The 18,224-nt window shown below is 73.6% G+C and carries 5 protein-coding genes; 3 read left to right on the top strand and 2 right to left on the bottom strand.

What is annotated here, in order from left to right; genetic code table 11:
- Window positions 1-44: 44 nt before the first annotated feature.
- On the bottom strand, window positions 45-13,496 hold the full coding sequence (locus WMF20_RS46465; RefSeq protein WP_437608158.1) for an SDR family NAD(P)-dependent oxidoreductase: 13,452 nt from the start codon (window positions 13,494-13,496) through the stop codon (window positions 45-47).
- Window positions 13,497-13,669: 173 nt separating this feature from the next.
- Window positions 13,670-15,103 (bottom strand): cytochrome C, encoded by a 1,434-nt coding sequence (locus WMF20_RS46460; protein ID WP_437608157.1) that lies wholly within the window; start codon window positions 15,101-15,103, stop codon window positions 13,670-13,672.
- Between the two features lie 214 nt (window positions 15,104-15,317).
- Here WMF20_RS46460 and WMF20_RS46455 point away from each other — a divergent pair, with 214 nt between their 5' ends.
- The 3 genes from WMF20_RS46455 (at window position 15,318) to WMF20_RS46445 (ending at window position 17,625) form a co-directional block, all read left to right on the top strand.
- The gene (locus WMF20_RS46455) at window positions 15,318-15,821 is read left to right on the top strand and encodes a hypothetical protein (RefSeq protein WP_437608156.1); all 504 of its coding nucleotides are present in this window, start codon (window positions 15,318-15,320) and stop codon (window positions 15,819-15,821) included.
- 64 nt (window positions 15,822-15,885) lie between these two features.
- Entirely contained in the window at window positions 15,886-16,764 is an 879-nt protein-coding gene (locus WMF20_RS46450; RefSeq protein ID WP_437608155.1) for a class I SAM-dependent methyltransferase, read from the top strand.
- Between the two features lie 69 nt (window positions 16,765-16,833).
- Complete coding sequence (locus tag WMF20_RS46445; RefSeq protein WP_437608154.1) at window positions 16,834-17,625, top strand: thioesterase II family protein; 792 nt, start codon at window positions 16,834-16,836, stop codon at window positions 17,623-17,625.
- The last annotated feature ends 599 nt before the right edge of the window (window positions 17,626-18,224 follow it).

The following is an 18,224-nucleotide window of genomic DNA, read 5'->3' as shown; positions in this document are numbered from 1 at the left end:
CATCGCCTGTTTGAGGTACGCACGCAGCTTCTCTTCGGTCGTGCTCATTGGCTCGGTCCCCCGAATCCAGCGTCGAACTGGGCGAAGAGCTCCTCATCGGTCGCAGTCTCGAAATCCTTCGAGACTGCGCTCGTTCCGTTGCCGTGTGTCCCGACGCTCCATCGCGCGAGGAGCGATCGCAGGCGCGTCGCGACGAGGGCGCGCGTCCCGTCGTCCCCTTCGGGCGTCCCGAGCGCGTGCTCGAGGCGATCGAGCTCCACGACGAGCGGGGGAGGCGACGCGGGCACGTCGTCCACGAGCTTTGCGAGGAGCATCGCCGCGAGCGCGTCGAGCGTCGGGTAATCGAAGAGGAGCGTGGCGGGCAGGCGGATCCCCGCGAGCGCGGCGAGGCGGTTTCGCAGCTCGACGGCCGTCAGCGAGTCGAGCCCGAGCTCCTTGAGGGGGCGCTGCGGCGCGACGGCCTTCGACGCGGGCAGCGCGAGGACGACGCCCACCTCGGCGCGCACGGTGTCCACGAGCGCGCGCATGCGATCCGCGGGCGCCAGCGCGCGGACGCGCTGGGCGAGCGTGGCCTCCGAGGCAGCGTTGGTCGCGGCCTTGAGCCGCGGCGCTGCGGCCCGCGCGAGGCCGCGGAGGATCGGCGCGACCGCGTGGGCGCGCTGCGCGATGGGGTCGAACGGCGCCGCGACGAGCGCGGCGTCGACATGCGCGAGCGCGGCGTCGAAGAGCGCGAGCCCCACGTCCGACGCCATCGGGCGAAGCCCGATGCGCTCCATCCGCGCGACGTCGGTCTCGGCGAGATGCGCCGTGAGCCCGGTCCTCTCGGCCCAGTACCCCCAGTCGAGCGACACCGCGGGCAGGCCGCGCGACCGCCGCTGGTGCGCGAGCGCGTCGAGGAACGTGTTCGCCGCGGCGTAGTTCGCCTGCCCCGGCGTCCCGAGCACGCCGGCGACCGACGCGAAGAGGACGAAGGCGGACAGATCGAGCGGGCGGGTGAGCTCGTCGAGGTGCGCGGCGGCGTCGACCTTCGCGCTCATGACGGAGCGCAGGCGCTCTGGGGTGAGCGAGGTGAGGACGCCGTCGTCGAGGGTCCCGGCGGCGTGGACGACGGCGGTGAGGGGGCGGTCGGCGGGGATGCCGGCGAGCAGGCGCTCGAGCGCCAGGCGATCGCCCGCGTCGCAGGCCACAATCGCGACCGAGGCGCCTGCGGCTTCGAGCTCGCGGCGGAGGTCGTCCGCGCCGGGCGCGGCCGGGCCTCGTCGCGAAGAGAGCACCAGGCTGCGCACGCCGTGCCGCTGGACGAGGTGGCGCGCCACCAGCGCGCCGAGGGTGCCGGTGCCTCCCGTGACGAGGACGGAGCCGCGCGGGTCGAGGGCGCGCGGGATGGTCAGCACCACCTTGCCCACGAGGCGGGCCTGGGCCAGGGCGCGGAAGGCCTGCGGCGCCCGGCGGAGGTCGCACGGGGTGATGGGCGGCACGCGCAGAACACCGCGCTCGAACAGGGCGACCAGCTCGGCGAGCATCGCCTGGATGCGCTCGGGGCCCGCCTCGGCGAGGTCGAACGCGCGGTACGCGACGCTCGGGTGCGACGCGGCCACGGCCAGAGGGTCGCGGACGTCGCTCTTGCCCATCTCGACGAAGCGCCCGTCGGGCGCGAGGGCGACCAGGCGCAGCGAGGCATCGACCAGCTCGCGGGCGAGCGAATCGAGCACCACGTCGACCCCGCGCCCGCCGCTGGTGCGGCGAAAGTGCGCTTCGAAGTCGGCCGAGCGCGAGGAGGCGATGTGGTCGTCGTCCAGGCCGAGGGCGCGGAGGGTGGCCCACTTGGGCGGGCTCGCGGTGGCGAAGACCTCTGCGCCGAGGTGGCGGGCGAGCTGGACGGCGGCGATGCCGACCCCACCGGCGGCGGCATGAACCAGCACGCGCTCGCCGGGGCGGAGGCGGCCGAGATCGACCAGGCCGTAGTACGCGGTCAGAAAGACGACCGGGATGCTCGCCGCCTCGACGAACGACAGCCCCGCGGGGATGCGGCTCACCATGCGGTGATCGGCGAGCGCGATGGGCCCGAACGCCGCGCTGAGCAGGCCCATCACGCGGTCGCCTGGGGCGAGCTCCGTCACGCCCGGGCCGACCTCGAGGACGACGCCTGCCCCCTCGGCGCCGAGGGGCCCGGGGTCGCCGGGGTACATGCCGAGCGCGTCGAGCGCGTCGCGGAAGTTCAGCCCCGCCGCCCGCACCGCGACGCGAATCTGCCCCTCGGCGAGCGGCCTCGTCGCCTCCTCGTGGGGCACCAGCGCGAGGCTCTCGATCGTGCCCTTGGCCGCGACGTGGAGCCGGTACGCCGCCGCGCTCGGCGGCACGAGCGCGTCGTCGCCGCCCAGCCGACCCAGGCGCGGAACCAGCCGCCGCCCCTCGCGCAGCGCGAGCTGCGGCTCGCTCACGTCGAGCGCCGTCGCGAGGGCGGAGAGCGACGCGTCGCCGCCATCGATGTCCACGAGCACGATCGCGCGATCGGGATGCTCCGTCTGCGCCGCGCGCACGAGCCCCCACACAGGCGCGTGCGCGAGGTCTTTGACGTCCTCGTCGGCGGACGTCGCGACGGCGTGGCGCGTGACGATGACGAGCGCCGACGTCGCGAGGCGCGGCTCCGCGAGCCACGCGTGAAGGAGCGCGAGCGCGCGCGCCGTGGCCACGTGCGCGGCCTCGACGATGCCGCGCGCGTCCGCGTTCGCCGCGTCGTCGGCGCACGGCGCGATCACGACGGCGGGCGCGGGTCGCGTGGAGGGCGCGCCCGCGATCGCGCCGACGTCGTCGTAGCTCGTCGCGTCCGAGCCGACCGCGCCAGCGAGCGCCCGCGCGAACGCGCGGCCGTCGTCGAGAATCGCCCAAGGTGCCCCCGGCGCGAAGCCCGCGCCGCGCTCGTCGGCCGCGCGCGCGAGCTCGGTCCACGCGACGTGGAAGAGCGCGTCTTCGCGCGCGCCGCGCCGCGCCGCCGCTCCCTTCGAGACGGCGCGGACGGCGAGCGCCTCGATCGTCGCGACCGCCGCGCCCGCCGCATCGGCGACGTCGATCGATATCGTCGCGTTCGCGCCTTCGTCCGCGCTCGCGCCGTCCCCGCCGCCGCGTCGCGCGAGACGCACGCGCAGCGTCGACGCGCCGACCGCGTGAAGTACGGCGCCGCTCCACGCGAACGGCATGACGACCCCCGTGGCGTCGCCGACCTGGAGGAGCAGCGGGTGGAGCGCGGCGTCGAGGAGCGCCGGATGGACGCCGAACCGCGCGGCGTCACGCGCCGTCGCCTCCGGGAGCACGACCTCGGCGAAGAGCTCGTCGCCGCGCCGCCAGACGCGGCACAATCCGCGGAAATCCGGCCCATACGCGAGCCCGGCGCGCGCGAGGCGATCGTACAGCGCATCGATTGCGACCGAGACGGCCCCCGGCGGCGGCCACGCACGGAGGTCATACGCTGTCGCCGCATCGGCGCGCGCGCTTCGCGATCCGACCTGACCGCGCGCATGGAGCGTCCACGCCGCGTCGTCGCCCGCGTCGTCCGGCCGCGCGTGCACGGTGAGCGAGCGCCGCCCGTCGTCGTCGGTGGCCCCGAGCGCCATCTGCACGACCACGCCGCCGGTCGCGGGGAGCGCGAGGGGGGCTTCGAGGGTGAGCTCGTCGACGGCATCGAGGCCGACGCGGTGTGCGGCCGCGAGCGCGAGGTCGAGGAAGGCGGTGCCTGGGAGGATGGGTTCGCCGAAGACCGCGTGCCCCGCCAGCCACGGGTGCTCGGCCAGCGAGAGGCGTCCGGTGAACAGGTACCCGTCGGAGCCCGCCAGCGCGACCGAGGCCTTGAGCAGCGGATGCTCGGCGGACGCGAGCCCGGCGGCGGCGACGTCGGCGCGGGCGCGAGGGGCATCAAGCCAGAAGCGCTCGCGCTGGAACGCGTACGTGGGCAGCGGGACGCGGCGGGGTCGATGGGCGTCGAACAGGGCGCTCCACACCACGCGGTGCCCCCGCGCGTGCAGCTCGGCGAGCGAGAGCAGAAAGCGCGCGCGGTGCCCTTCGTCGCGCCGGAGCGTGGGCACGACGGCGGCCGAAAGGCCGGCGTCGTCGATGGTCTCGCGCACGGCGAGGGAGAGCACGGGGTGTGGGCTGACCTCGACGAAGAAGCGGTGCTGGTCGGCGAGCAGAGCGCGCGTGGCGTCTTCGAAGCGGACGGTCTGGCGTAGGTTTCGGTACCAGTGCGCCGCGTCGAGCGCCTGGCCATCGAGCTTCTCGCCGGTGACGGCGGAGTAGATGGGCAGGGCGCTGGCGCGCGGGCTGATGCCGTGCAGGTCGCCGAGCAGCTCCTGCTCGATGGCGGCCACGTGCTCGGAGTGCGAGGCGTAGTCGACGCGCACCTTGCGGGCGAAGATCTGGGCGGCGGAGAGGGTGCCGACGAGCGCGTCCACGGCGGCGACGTCTCCGGCGACGAGCGTGGTGCGCGGGCTGTTGATGGCGGCGATGCCGACGCGGCCGTCGAGCCCATCCAGGTGGCGGTCGAGCTCGCTGGCGGGCAGCTCGATGGCCGCCATGGCCCCGCGTCCGGCGAGCCTGGTGATGGCGCGGGCGCGGAGCGCCACGACCTTGGCGGCGTCTTCGAGCGAGAGCGCGCCCGCGACGTACGCGGCGGCGATCTCGCCCTGGCTGTGTCCGACAACGGCGTCGGGCTCGACACCCGTCGCGCGCCACATGGCGGCGAGGGCCACCATGACCGCGAACAGCACGGGCTGGACCACGTCGACGCGGTCGAGGGATGCGTCGCCGTCGCGGCCGTGACGCAAGACGGTGAGCAGCGACCAGTCGACGTGCGGGGCGAGGGCGCCCTCGCAGGCGAGGAGCTGCTCGCGGAAGACGGGCTCGGAGTCGAGCAGGGCGGAGGCCATCTCGGGCCACTGCGAGCCCTGTCCGGGGAAGACGAAGACGAGCTTCCCCGAGGAAACTGTCGACGCAGCGACGGTCTCGGGCGCGGGCTCTCCGCGCGCGAGGGCGTCGAGCCCGTGAAGCAGCGCGTCGCGGTCGGATGCGACGACGGCGGCGCGCTCGTCGAAATGCGACCGCGTGGTCGCAAGGGAAAACCCCAGGTCGGCGAGCGAAAGCTCGCCGTTCGCGGCGACGTGGGCGTGGAGGCGTCTGGCCTGCGCGCGGAGCGCCGCCTCCGTCTTCGCCGACAGCACGAACGGCAGCTCGCGCCCGGGAGCCGCCTCCGCCGTCGGCGCGCTTGCGGAGGCGTCCGCGTCCCCCGGCGCCTCCTCGATGATGACATGCGCGTTCGTGCCCGAAATCCCGAACGACGACACCCCCGCGCGCCGAGGAACCCCGTTCGGCCTCCACGGCGCCGCCTCGGTCAGGAGGCGAACTGTCCCCGCCGACCAGTCGACGTGCGGCGACGGTCGCGCCGCGTGGAGCGTCTTCGGGAGCTCGCCGTGCTCGAGCGCGAGCACCATCTTGATGACGCCGGCCACGCCCGCGGCCGCCTGCGTGTGGCCGATGTTCGACTTGAGGCTCCCGAGCAAGAGCGGCCGGTCGCTCGGGCGTCCCTCCCCGTAGGTCGCCATGATCGCCCGCGCCTCGATCGGATCGCCGAGCGTCGTGCCCGTGCCGTGCGCCTCCACGGCGTCGACGTCGCGCGGCGCGAGCCCCGCTTGCGCGAGCGCCATCCGAATGACGCGCTCCTGCGCCGGCCCGTTCGGCGCCGTGAGCCCCTGGCTCTTGCCGTCTTGGTTGACCGCCGAGCCGCTCAGCACGGCGAGCACGGGATGCCCGTTTCGTCGGGCGTCCGAGAGGCGTTCGAGGAACAGCATGCCCGCGCCTTCGCTCCACCCGGCGCCGTTCGCGTCGGCCGAGAAGGACTTGCATCTCCCATCGGGCGCGACGGCGCGCAGCCGGCTGAACTCGATGAATGTTGCCGGCGTCGCCATCACCGTCACGCCGCCCGCGAGGGCGAGCGCGCACTCGCCCTGAAGGAGCGCCTTGCACGCGAGGTGGAGCGCAACCAGCGACGAGCTGCACGCCGTGTCGACGGTGACCGCGGGCCCCTCGAGCCCGAGCGTGTACGCGATCCGGCCCGATGCGACGCTCGCCGCGCTGCCCGTGACGACGTAACCTTCGAGCTCGCACGGCGCCTGCGCGAGGCGCCCGCCGTAGTCGCCGTACATCACGCCGACGAAGACGCCCGTGTCCGTCCCGTGGAGCGACGCGGGCGTGATCCCGGCGCGCTCGATCGCCTCCCAGGCGGTCTCGACGAGCATGCGCTGCTGGGGATCGATCGCGAGAGCCTCGCGCGGGCTCACCCCGAAGAACCCAGGGTCGAAGCAGTCCGCGTCGTAGAGGAAGCCCCCTTGCCGCGTGTAGCTCTTCCCGAGCGCGTCAGGGTCCGGATCGTACAGCGTGCCCGTGTCCCAGCCGCGCCCTTCGGGGAAGCTGGCGATCGCGTCGCGCCCGTCGCGCAGGAGCGCCCAGAGATCCTCCGGCGTGTACACGCCGCCGGGGAAGCGGCAGCTCATCGACACGATGGCGATCGCGTCGCCGGTCGACGGCGCGCGCGCGCGCGACACGTCGCGCGCCTCGCCGCCCCCGAGGAGCTCGCCCGCGAGGAAGCGCGCGAGCGCGGCCGGCGTGGGATGATCGAAGAGGAGCGTCGTCGGGAGGCGCAGCCCCGCGGCCGCCGCGAGCCGATTTCGCAGCTCCACGGCCATGAGCGAGTCGAGCCCGAGCTCGCGGAGCGGCCGGTGCACGTCGAGGTCCCGCGACGCCCCGAGCCCGAGGACAACGCCGATCTCCGGGCGCACGACGTCGAGGAGCGCGCGCTCGCGATCCTCGGGCGAGAGCCGCGCGACGCGCTGCGCGAGCGTCGCTGCGGTCTTCGCGTTCGCCGCGACGGGACGAGCGTCCTTCGCGCCGGCGAGGCTCCGGAGGAGCGGCCCGCCCCCCCGCGCGCGGAGCGCGGCCACGTCGAACGACGCGGGCACGAGGGCGGCCTCCGCGCGGCCGAGGGCGGCGTCGAAGAGCGCGAGCCCTTCGTCCCTCGCGAGCGGCCGGAGCCCGCCGCGCGCGAGCCGCGCGAGGTCCGCGTCGCCGAGGTGCGCGGTGAGCCCGGTCCGCTCGGCCCAGTAGCCCCAGTCGAGCGCGAGCGCGGCGAGGCCTCGCGCCTTGCGGTGGTGGGCGAGCGCGTCGAGGAACGCGTTGGCCGCGGCGTAGCTCGCCTGTCCTGGCGTCCCGAGTACGCCCGCGACCGACGAAAAAAGGACGAACTCTGCGAGATCCATCTCGCGCGTCAGCTCGTGGAGGTGAACCGCCGCGTCGACCTTGGCGCGCAAGACGGACGCGAGCCGCGGCGCGGTGAGGGACGTCACGACGCCGTCGTCGAGCGCGCCCGCTGCGTGCACGACCGCGGCGAGCGGCCGCTCGCGCGGGATCGACGCGAGGAGCTCCGCGAGCGCGGCGCGATCGGCGACGTCGCACGCGGCGATCGTCACCGAGGCGCCCTCCGCCTCGAGCTCGCGCGCAAGCGCGTCGGCCCCGGGGGCGGCGCGACCGCTCCGCGACGTGAGGAGCAGATGCGCGGCCCCGTGCTCCCGCACGAGGTGACGCGCGAAGAGCGCGCCGAGCGTGCCCGTCCCGCCGGTGACGAGGACGGTCCCGTCCGCGGGGAGCGCGCGGCGAGCCGCGACCTCCCCGCGGCCCGCGCGTGCGAGGCTCGGCGTGAGGCGCCGGCCCTCGCGGAGCGCGATCTGCGGCTCGCCCGCGGCCAGGGCCGCGTCGAGCGCCCCGGCGAGAGCGCCGCGCGACGCGATCGTATCGTCGACGTCGACGAGCACGAGCGCGTGGTCCGGGTTCTCGGTCTGCGCCGTTCGGAGGAGCCCCCAGAGCGGCGCGTGCGCGAGGTCCGCGACGTCCTCGCCGGCGCGCGTCGCGATGGCGCTCTCGGTGACGACGGCGAGCGCGCACGTCGCGAGGCGCTCGTCGGCGAGCCACGCCGTGACGAGCGCGAGGGCGCGCGCCGTCGCGTCGTGCGCCGCTGCGGCGACGTCGCGCGTCGTGTCGTGCGAAGCGCAGCGGACGACGATGGCGACCGGCGGCTGGGCGCCGCCCGCGAGCGCGTCGGCGAGCGTCGCCCAATCGGCGTACGTCGTCACGTGCGCGCGCGATCCGAGCGCCTCCGCGAGCGCGACGTCGCTCCCCACGAGCGCCCACGCGCCGCGCGGATCGGTGACGCCGGCGTCGCCCGGCGCCGCGGTCCACGTCACGCAGTAGAGCGTCTCGGCGTGCGCGCGCAGCGCAGAGCGGAGCGCCCCTTCCGACGCGGCGCGCATCGCGAGCGCGTCGATCGACGCGAGCGGGTTCCCTTCGGCGTCCGCGATCGCGAGCGACACGCTGTCGTCCGCTCGTGGCGCGAAGCGCACGCGGAGCGACGAGGCGTGCACTGCGTCGAGCGACGCGCCCGACCACGAGAGCGGCATCCGCACGCGCGCGTCGCCTCTCGACGCGTCCTCGGCGAAGAGCGCGTGGAGCGCCGCATCGAGGAGCGCCGGGTGGAGCGCGAAGCGAGGCGCCTCGCGCGCCGCCGCGTCGGGGAGGGCGACGTCGGCGAAGAGCTCGGCACCGCGCCTCCACACGCCGCGCAGCCCTCGAAAATCAGGCCCATACGCGAGCCCCGCCTCGGCGAGGCGATCGTAGAGCCCGTCGATCGCGATCGGCTCGGCCCCGGGCGGCGGCCACTCGCCGAGGTCGACCGCGGGCGCGGCAGCGCGCGCGCCGAGGATCCCGCGCGCGTTTCGCGTCCAGGGCGCGTCGGGCGCGGCGGCGTCGTCGCGCGCGTGCAACGCGAACGACCGCGCGCCGCGCGCGTCGGGCGGTCCGACGTGGATCTGCACGGCGACGCCTCCGGTCGCGGGCAGCGCGAGCGGCGCCTCGAGGGTGAGCTCCTCGACGCGGTCGAGCCCCACGCCGTGCGCGGCGACGAGCGCAAGCTCGAGGAACGCGGTGCCCGGGAGGATCGGCGCGCCGAACACCGCGTGCCCGGCGAGGAAGGGGTGAGCCCCGAGCGACAAGCGCCCCGTCAACAGGTACGCACCCGAGTCGGCGACCGCGACGGCCGCGCCGAGCAGCGGGTGATCGGCGGCCGAGAGCCCGGCCGCCTTGACGTCGGCGTCGGGGCCGCGCGGCGCGTCGAGCCAGCAGCGCTCGCGCTGAAAGGCGTACGTGGGCAGGGGTACGCGGCGCGCCCCGCCGAAGAGCGCCTTCGCGCCGAGAGCGCGCCCGCGCGTGGCGAGCTCCGCGAGCGACAGGACCATGCGCGCGACGGTCCCCTCGTCGCGGCGGAGCGTCGCGACGACGGCGGCCGAGGCGCCGGACGCGTCGATGGTCTCCTGGAGAGCGAGGGTGAGCACCGGGTGCGGGCTGACCTCCACGAAGAAGCGATGGCCATCGGCGAGGAGCGCGCGTGTCGCCGCCTCGAAGCGGACGGTCTCGCGGAGGTTCCGGTACCAGTGCGCGGCGTCGAGGGCCGCGCCGTCGAGCCTCGCGCCCGAGACGGCGGAGTAGAGCGGCACGACGCTCGCGCGCGGCGCGATGTCGGCGAGCCCCGCGACGAGCGTGCCCTCGATCGCCTCGACGTGGGCGGAGTGCGACGCGTAGTCGACGCGGATCTTGCGCGCGAAGATCTGCGCCGCCGAGAGCCCGCGTACGAGCGCGTCGACGGCGTCGTTGTCGCCCGCGACGAGCGTCGCGCGCGGGCCGTTGATCGCGGCGATCGACACGCGGCCGACGAGCCCCTCGAGGCGCGCCTCGACCTCGCTCACCCCGAGCTCGATCGCCGCCATCGCCCCGCGGCCCGCGAGCCGCGTGAGGGCACGCGCGCGCAGCGCGACGACCTTCGCGGCGTCCCCGAGCGAGAGCGCACCCGCGACGTAAGCCGCGGCGATCTCTCCCTGGCTGTGACCGACGACGGCAGCGGGCTCGACGCCCATCGAGCGCCACGTCGCGGCGAGCGCCACCATGACGGCGAAGAGCACCGGCTGGACGACGTCGACGCGCTCGAGGAGCGCCGCGGCCTCGCCCTCGCCGCGGAGCACCGCGAGGAGCGAGAAGTCCACATGCGGCGCGAGGGCGCGCTCACACGCGTCGATCTCGGCGCGGAAGACGGCCGACGTGTCGAGGAGCGCCGCCGCCATCTTCGCCCATTGCGAGCCCTGCCCCGGGAAGACGAAGACGATCCCGCCTTCGGGGACAGCGGAACCCACGACGGTATCGCGGGTCCCCGATCCTTCGGCGAGCGCCTCGAGCCCCGCGAGCAGCGTGGCGCGATCGTCCGCGACGACCGCCGCGCGCCGGTCGAAGCCGGTCCGCGTCGTCGCGAGCGAGTACGCGAGGTCCGGGAGCGCGAGGTCGCGCGAGGTGAGCACGTGGGCGTGGAGCCGCGCCGCCTGCGCGCGCAGCGCCGCGTCGCTCTTCGCTGAGAGCACGAACGGGATCGGCGCGGGCGGCCTGTCAGGCGCCCCACGGTCCGCGCCGAGCGGCGCGCCAAGGACGTCGGCGAGCGCGCGTTCCGCTGCGGGGGCCAGCGCGTCGGCCTCGCCGCGCCCGAGCGCCGCGCCCCACGCCGGCTGGAAGCCGAGCGCGAAGAGCGCCGCCAGGCAGGCGTAGAGGCCCTCGCGTTCGTCCTCGCCGCGAAAGCACAACGGGAGCGCTCGAGCGCTCGCGCCGCACGCCTGCACCGTGCGCTCGATGGACTTGACGAGCACCGGGTGCGGGCTCGGCTCGACGAACACCGTCGGCGCCTCGCGCGCGATGGCCTCGATCCCTCGTCGGAAGAGCACGGGAGCGCGCAGGTTCTGCGCCCAGTGGTCGGCGCCGCACTCGGGGCCCGCGAGCCATGCGTCGCGCGTCGTCGAGCGGAGCGGCACGCGCGCGGGGCGCGGCGAGACCGCGTCGAGGCACGCCCGCAGCGGCGCGACGAGCGGATCCATCTGCGGACTGTGCGACGCGTAGCTGACCTTCACGCGATCGACCCGCACGCCGCCGCGCGCGAGCTCCGCCTCGGCCTGGGCGATCGCCGAGCGCGTGCCCGAGAGCACGATCGACCCCGGGCCGTTGTAGACGCCGATCGACAGCCCCTCGATCTGCGCGACGACCGCGTCGATCGCCGCGTCATCCGCGCCGGTCACGGCGAGCATCGCGCCGCCGTCGGCCCCAGCGTCGCGCACGAGGCGCGATCTCTCGGCGAGCACGAGGAGCGCGTCCTCGCGCGAGAGGACGCCGGCGAGGTACGCGGCGGTGATCTCGCCGAAGCTGTGCCCGATGAGCACCTCGGGCGCGACGCCCCACGCGCCGAGGAGCGCCGCGAGGGCGACCTCGACGGCGAACAGCGCGAGCTGGATGACGTCGAGGTCCTCGATCCGCGAGGCGCCCTCGTCCGCGAGCAGCTCCGTCACGATCGAGATACCGCGGTGCGTCAGGACGACGCGGTCGCACGCCTCGATCTCCGCGCGGAAAATCGGCTCCTCCGCGAGGAGCGTGCGCGCCATGCCGATCCACTGCGAGCCGTGCCCGGGCAGCACGAACGCGAGGCGCGGCCTCGGCGACGTGATCGGGAGAGGCGAGGCCTCCGTCGCGAGCGCCTCCTCGAGCTTTCGGGTGAGCTCGCCGGCCGAGCGCGCGACGATCGCGACGCGACACGCGCCGCCGCTACCCCAGCAGCGCGCCACGAGGCGGCACATCGCCGCGGCCTCGCGCGGGCCGCGGAGGCGCCGCGCCACGGGGACGATCGCCGCGACGCGCGCGCGCAGCTCCTCGGCGCTCTCGGCGCCGATGGGCAAGAGGAGCGCGCGGCTCCCGGGCGCCTCCTCGACCACGACGTGGCAGTTGGTCCCGCCGAAGCCGAACGAGCTGATCCCCGCGCGCGCGGGCCCGCCTGACGACGGCCAAGCGTCGAGCTGCGTCTGCACCGCGAGGCGCCACGCGTCGAACGCGATGTGCGGGTTCGGCGCTTCGTAGTTCAAGCTCGCGGGCAAGAGGCCGTGATGCAGCGACAGCGCGACCTTGAGGAGCCCCGCGATCCCCGCCGCGGGCTCGAGGTGGCCGAGGTTCGTCTTCACCGACCCGATGCGAAGCGGGCGATCGGCCGAGTGGCTCGGCCCGAGCACGGCGCCGAGCGCGCCGGCCTCGATGGGATCGCCGAGGATCGTCCCAGGCCCGTGGGCTTCGACGTAGTCGATCGAGCCGGGCTCCACGCCCGCGTTTTCGTACGCGCGCGCAAGCATCTCCTCTTGTGCCTTCGGGTTCGGCGCCGTGAGCCCGTTCGAGAAGCCGTCGTTGTTCGACGCGCTCCCGCGGATGACGCAATAGACGCGGTCGCCGTCGGCGAGCGCCGCGCGGAGCGGCTTGAGGACGACGATGCCGCCGCCTTCGCCGCGTACGTACCCGTTCGCCGACGCGTCGAACGCGCGGCACTGGCCCGCCGGGTTCATCGCGCCGAACTTCGTCATCCCGACGGTGCCGTGCGGCGACAAGACGAGGTGCACGCCGCCCGCGAGCGCCATCGTGCTCTCGCCCGAGCGGAGGCTCTGGCACGCGAGGTGGACCGCGACGAGCGACGAGGAGCACGCCGTGTTCACGGTTACGCTCGTGCCTTGCAAGCCGAGCTGGTAGCTCACGCGCCCCGAGAGGATCGACGTGTCGACGCCCGGCGCCGTGTGCTGATCGATGAGGCGCGGCTCCGTCGCGGTGAGCTTCGCGTAGTCGCTGCCCATCGCGCCGACGAAGACTCCGACGTCGCGACCTCGGAGGCGGACCGGATCGACGCGCGCGTCTTCGATCGCCTCCCACGCAAGCTCGAGGACGAGGCGCTGCTGGGGGTCGATCTGCTGCACTTCGCGCGGCGACATCCCGAAAAATCCAGGATCGAAGCCGTCGACCCGGTCGAGGAAGCCGCCCCACCGCGTCGTCATCTTTCCGGGCGCCGCGACGTCGTCGTGGACGAAGGCCTCGACGTCCCAGCGCTCGGCGGGGACCTCGCGGATCCCGTGGCGGCCTTCGCAGAGGAGCTCCCAGAACGCCGCCGGCGACGTCGCGCCGCCGGGCAAACGGCAGCTCATTCCCACCACGGCGATGGGCTCGTTCGCGGCGGGCGCGCTCGTGCCGCGCGAGCGCGCCTTCGCCCCGTCGGCCGCGTGCGGGTGTTCATCGAGCGTCGCGCCTTCGAGGTGCCGCGCGAGGGCGCTCGGGGTCGGGTGCTGCCAAGGCAACGTCGGCGCGAGCGTGCGTCCGAGGTGCGCCGACAGCCGGGCGACGAGCGTCGTGACCTGGAGAGAGGCGAGCCCGAGCTCACGAAAGCGAACGCCGAAATCGACCTCGGCCGGCGGCACCCCGAGGAGCTCGCCGAGCGTCGCGCGCAGCCAGTCGTGAATCGAGCCCTCGTTCGGCCGCGCCGGCGCGCCGCCCGTGTCCGTGGTGTGCGACATGAAAGATCCGTGCGTTCGAAGTTCCATGGGCAAGCGCGCGAGGGCGCGCGAGGGCGCGAGTCAGCGCGCCGCGTAGGCGCGACGGATCCGACGCTTGTCGTGCGCAAGCGAGGCGCGCTCGTGAGGCAGGAGAGCGCCGCGCTCGGCGAACGTCGCTCATCCGTGGTGTCGGCTCAGATCCCGCGCGTCAGGCAGGATGACTCCGCCGGCGGTGAGGCGCACTTCTCGCTCGTGCACACCTGGCAGGCGGGGCAATCGGAGTCGACCGCGCATGCCGTCCCGACGCACTCGTGCGCTTCCACGTTGCACGATCCCGACGCGCAGTCCGCATCGGCCTGGCACGCCGGGACGTGCTCCTGCGTCCTCTTGTCGCTCGCCCCGGTCTGCCGCGGCGCCTTCGTGATGTATGCGTAGATCGCCTCGAGATCGTCGCGCGTCATGTTGCGGAACGCGTTCCAGCGCATCGGGTAGCCGACGACGGGCGCCCCAGGCTGATCGACTTGCTTCCCCTCCGTCATCACCGAGAAGAACGTCTCGAACGGAGCCTTGTAGCCGTTCTCTTCACCGATGAGGTTCGCGCCCATCGTGCGGCGGACGCCGTACGTCGCGTCCAGCCCGTCGCCGATGAAGAAGACGCGCCCGCCGGCGAGGTAGTTCGCCGTGTCGAGCTTGTTGCCGGGCGGGGTCGCGACCGCGCCGGAGTTGCCGTGGCACGTGTTGCAGCCGGCGACGGCGTTCACGAGGTAGCTGCCGCGCCCGTACTGACGCCGCGCTTCCTCGGTCATGTCGCGCAGGCCCGCGGGCTCCGCGAGGGGCTGAATTGCGAACCCACGCGCGCTGCCGTCTCTGTCAGGCTCTGAGTCGGGCGGGAGCGGCCTCTCGACGTCGCCCATGTCGTACTTCGCGGGCACCGGGAGCGGCGTGCTCTTCGTTTTCTGGTCCGCGCCGACGACGCTCTCGAGCGGCGGGATGCGCGTCAAGTACGCGTACATCGCCTTGAGGTCCTCGGTCGTCATCCAGCGGTACGCCGTGCGCCAGGGCATGAAATACATCGTTTCCCCGGTCGACTTCTCCTTGCCTGTGCGCATCGCTTCGACGAACTCGTCCTCGGTGTAGTCCATGCCGTTCGTCGGATCGGGCGTCAGGTTCGTCGCGAAGACGACGGTGCCGTACAGCTCCTGCTCCGCCGGCGGGAACGGGAGCGGCAGGCCGCCGCCCAGGAAGTATCTTGGGCTCGAGTAGTACGCGACGTCATAGGCGCCCGTCGGCGTGAACTTGACGTGGCACGAGTTGCAGTCTGCGACCGCGTTGACGAGGTAGCTGCCGTAGCCGACCTGCTCGCGCTGGGCGGGGGTGAGGCCTTCGGTCGACACGGTGACGGGCGACACTCTGAACCCGTGCTCGGCCTTCGCGGCGCGCGACTCGGCGCCGGGGTCGGCCGGCTCCACCGCATCCTCCGAACCGCAACCGCCCATCGTGCCGAGCACGCCCACGAGCGCCGCGGCGCAAGCGAGAAGGAGCGAGCCCCGCCGCATCTTCGGGCGCAGGCCCACCGCGTCCAGCCGCGTTCGCGGCATCGCGTAAGCGTCGTCGCCGTTGTCGCTCATAGGGTCTCCTCAGGGAGTTGCAGATCGCTTTCGGCCCGCACGGACGCTACTAACGCTGCGCTGTCCCGTCGGTGTCGCCGCGACGCGGACCGCGAGCGCACGCCCCACGCGAGCCACCCGCGGGTCGAAATCCGACGCGCGACGCGACACCCTTCGACGCTCTCCCTCGTAGTAGTGGATCAGCGGCGACGAACGCCGCGAAGAGCCATCGAACATGTTCAAGCTAATCCGTGCGCCGGCGCCGCCCGCCGTGGCGAGCGCCTTGGTGGCCGTGTGCACGCTGGTGAGCGCGCCCACGTGCGTGCGTTCCGCCGAAGACCCGGGCGCCGACCCGAGCGCGGACGCGGGCGTGGGAGACGCGGACGCGAGCGGGGAGGACACGGAGACGTGCGCCGTCGCCACGTCGTGCCCCATCTTCGAGACGGTCACGCTCGAGGACCCGCCATGCAGAGCGTGTGATACCTGCATCGCGACGCGCTGCTGCGCGGAGATGACGGAGTGCTTCGCGTCTTCGAACGAGGGGCCGTCCGACTGCGAGCTCCTCTTCACGTGTATCATCGGCATCGGCCCCGACACGTGCGCGAGCACCGGGGCGTGCGCCGCATGCGAGCGCGCGCACCCCGACTCCGTCGAGAAGTACCGCGCGCTGGCGAGCTGCATCGCGCTCGAGCCGGACACGGGCGACGGCGCCTGCAAGCGTGTCTGCCGCAATTTGTAGCCGAGCGGCGCGCGCCGCGCACGTTCGCGGCCGAACGCGCCGCAATCAACGCAATGGAGCTCTCGTGGATTCAGCCCAGTTCAAAGCGTCGCAAGCGCAGTGGCGTAAGTGGTACAATTTCCTCTCCGGAAGCGAAAAGTGGCTCAACATCCGTGGGCACGAGATCTCCGGACGAGACATGCTCGACTGGCGCTTCCTGAACCACGGCTACGAGCCGATCGCGGCCGACGATGTCGCCCCCGTGCTACGGCCGGAGGACGAAGCGGGCCGTTCGTCGCTCCAGCTCTATCACCACCTCGCGACCAAGGCGCCGCTCGAGGGGAAGGATGTCCTCGAGGTCGGCAGCGGGCGCGGTGGCGGCAGTTGGTACGTCGCGCGCTACCACCGCCCAAGGCGCATGATCGGGATGGACCTCGCCGAGAACGCGGTCGAGTTCGCGCGCCGTGCGCACAAAGCTCCGGGCCTTAGCTACCAGGTCGGTGACGCGCTCAACCTCCCGTTCGCCGACCGCAGCTTCGACGCCGTGCTCAATGTCGAGTCGTCGCATTGCTACGACTCGATCGACACGTTCGCGTCCGAGTTGAAGCGTGTTCTACGGCCGGGCGGCGTCGTCCTCCTCACGGACTTGCGCCCCGCGCAAGACATGCCCGAGCTCGGGCGAACGTTCGAGGCGGCGGGCTTCCGCATCGCGAGCACGCAAGACATCACGGCGAACGTCGTGCGGGCGATCGATCGTCGCTCGCAGGACGCAACGAACATCAACGCGTTCTTGAAGTCGAAGGCGCTCCTCTCCGCGTGGCAGATGCTCGTGACCGAAGAGACTGCCGAGACGTTCGAGGGCACCGCCGAGGACTTCTTCGTGACGCCGAGCTCGAAGACATACCGGTGCCTCGTCGAGCGCGAGATCTTGTACTGGACGTTCGTCATGTCGGCCCCTGCGTAGCGGCGACATCAACTCACGATTCGACGATTTACAGTTTGACGCTCGCGCACCGCGCGGGCAGAGGCCATTGTGGTTGCTGCATCGTCCTCGATCGCCGCACGCCCGGAGCCGTCGCTCTGGCTCCCCGCGTACCGCGCGTTACCGTCGCCGCGCGTCCGTCTCGTCTGCTGCCCCTACGCCGGGGCGAGCGCGACGCTGTTTCACGCCTGGCCGTCGGGTCTCCCCGCCGACGTCGAGGTCCGGGCCGTGCAGCTCCCCGCGCGTCAGTCGCGCCTGCGCGAGCCTCCGCTCACGCACATCGCGCCGATCGTCGACGCTATTGTCGCGGCGCTCGGTGCGCTTCCCCCAGCGCCGCTCGCGCTCTACGGCCACAGCTTCGGATCGCTCGTCGCCTTCGAGCTCGCGCGGCGCCTCTCCGCGTTGGGCGCGCCGCCGATCGCGCTCGTCGTCGCCGCGCGTCGCCCACCACACCTGCCGCACGTGCACACGAACTTGTACGCGCTGCCCGAGCCCGAGCTCCTCGCCGCATTGCACCAGCAATACGGGACACCGTGGTCCCTCCTAAGTGATCGCGATCTCATGGAGCTCGCGCTTCCACCCATGCGCGCCGACATGGAAGCGATCGAGACGCACGTCCACGTCGACGGCGAGCCCCTCGACCTGCCGGTCACGGTCCTTCGCGCGCTCCGCGACGCGGCCCTTCCCGCGGGCGAGGCGGCGAAGTGGAGCGAGCTCGTACGCGGCGGCGCCCCCGTCCGCGAGATCGACGCGGGGCACTTCTTCATGGATACCCACCGCGCCTGGGTGCTCGCGCGCGTCGCCGACGCCATCGCGGACGGAGAGGCGCGCCGAAGGCGGTAGCGTCGTACGTCGGCGGACCTGCCGGTGGGTGTCAAGGTAGTTGTCCGTTGATTCGGTGACATCGTCGTGAGTGCTTGAGCCTCGTGCGTGTGTGGGTTGAGGGTCACGGTGCCGAAGCGCGTCCAGTTGCGGGTCTGGCCGGTCCAGCGCCAGGGCGTCCTGCGGCGGGCCCGCTGGTAGAGGGCGTGGCGGGCGGCGAGCAGCGCGCCGTCGCGACCGCGATGGCGGTCGTCGGGCGTGACGAAGCGGATGCTGCCGTGCAGGTGCTCGCCGTTGTACCAGGCGACGGAGCGCTCGACCCAGTGGCGTGCGTGCTCCGTGGCGGCAAACGGGCGGCTTGGGTACTCGGGCCGGTACTTGAGGGTACGGAAGAGGGAGGTCCGCCTCGGCATGGTTGAACGCGTGCAGGAGCGCCGCCGTAAAAAAGCCGTTCATCACGTTGGGGCTCTCGCGCGAGAGCGTCTCGGCGCTGGTGGCGAAGAGCATCCGCATTCCGGGATGCGCTTCCGACAGCACCCGGAGCCAGGTGAGGTCTTCGTCTATGCCTCCAGGGCCGGCGACGTCGGCCGGCGACACGAAGCGCCCATATGCCGCCGCGT

Origin of the sequence: Sorangium sp. So ce834 (assembly GCF_051521425.1) — a bacterium.
GTDB classification, from domain to species: Bacteria; Myxococcota_A; Polyangia; order Polyangiales; family Polyangiaceae; genus Sorangium; species Sorangium cellulosum_D.
Note: the sequence above shows the minus strand (reverse complement) of the source record. Positions and strands in the feature narration are given on the sequence as shown.